General features: G+C 63.4%; 1 pseudogene. It reads right to left on the bottom strand.

Annotated elements, in window-relative coordinates:
* Nucleotides 1–185: 185 nt before the first annotated feature.
* Nucleotides 186–647: pseudogene (locus tag CSC70_RS13735) on the bottom strand (hypothetical protein); the annotation flags it as partial.
* Nucleotides 648–825: the final 178 nt, after the last annotated feature.

Raw genomic sequence — 825 nt, 5'->3', positions numbered from 1 at the left:
ATTCGTTACGTCGCACCAGCACAATCTCATCATATATGGCCGTAACTTGAGCTATTAATTCATGCTGCATCTTTGCCGTTGTAGCGCAATGCGGATCTACCTATCTCTGATGCTTTTTATTCCGGGCCGTAACCGAGTGTAATAGACCCTTGTCTTGATATACTGTGCTTTTGTTTTTTTCAAGCAGAAGAGGGCCAGTAGGCATCGCCGTTGGCGGTGATGGTGCCGTCGCCGTTGGCGATCAGCTGCAGTTCGTTGTCGCCGTCGTGCCACTGGCCGACCCAGGCCTGCGGCTTCGGTGCGGCCGTCGCCGGCAGTGGCTGCACGCTCGACGCCGCCACCCAGCCGGCGCTGCCGCCGACCTTGTTGGGGTAGAACGCGCAGACGAAGCCGCCCCGACGCTGCGCCAGGATCACCGTGTCGTCCTTGACCACATAGGCGCGCTGCCGGCACGCGGCCTCGCCCTTGGCCGGGCAGCCGTCGTCGTCGTTGAGCAGGTACAGGCGCGGCACCGCGACCTTGGCGAGCGAGAACCCGGCCGTGCTCATGGGGAAGCCGCCATTGCGGCACATCGCCGTGTCCTCGTCCGGCGCCGCGTAGGCCAGTGCGGGAACCGCCAACAAGGCGAGCAGCCAAGTCTTGTGCATCAGAGTCGCTCCAAAGGTGGGGCGATAGTGTGGTGCATTACGGGTGAACCGGTGGCGAGCGAATCGGTAGGCGAGGACGTAGTGCGGCGCGCCCGGCATCGCGCCTGCGGAGAGTGACGTGGTCTTCTCGCAACCCATGCGCGTCGCCAGCAGCACCGACGCTGGCGAACGCCTCGAC

The sequence above is a fragment of the Pseudoxanthomonas kalamensis DSM 18571 genome (genome assembly GCF_010211745.1).
In the GTDB taxonomy this organism is placed as follows: Bacteria; Pseudomonadota; Gammaproteobacteria; order Xanthomonadales; family Xanthomonadaceae; genus Pseudoxanthomonas_A; species Pseudoxanthomonas_A kalamensis.
The sequence above is the reverse complement of the archived record's forward strand: the minus strand, read 5'-3'. Positions and strand labels throughout refer to the sequence as shown.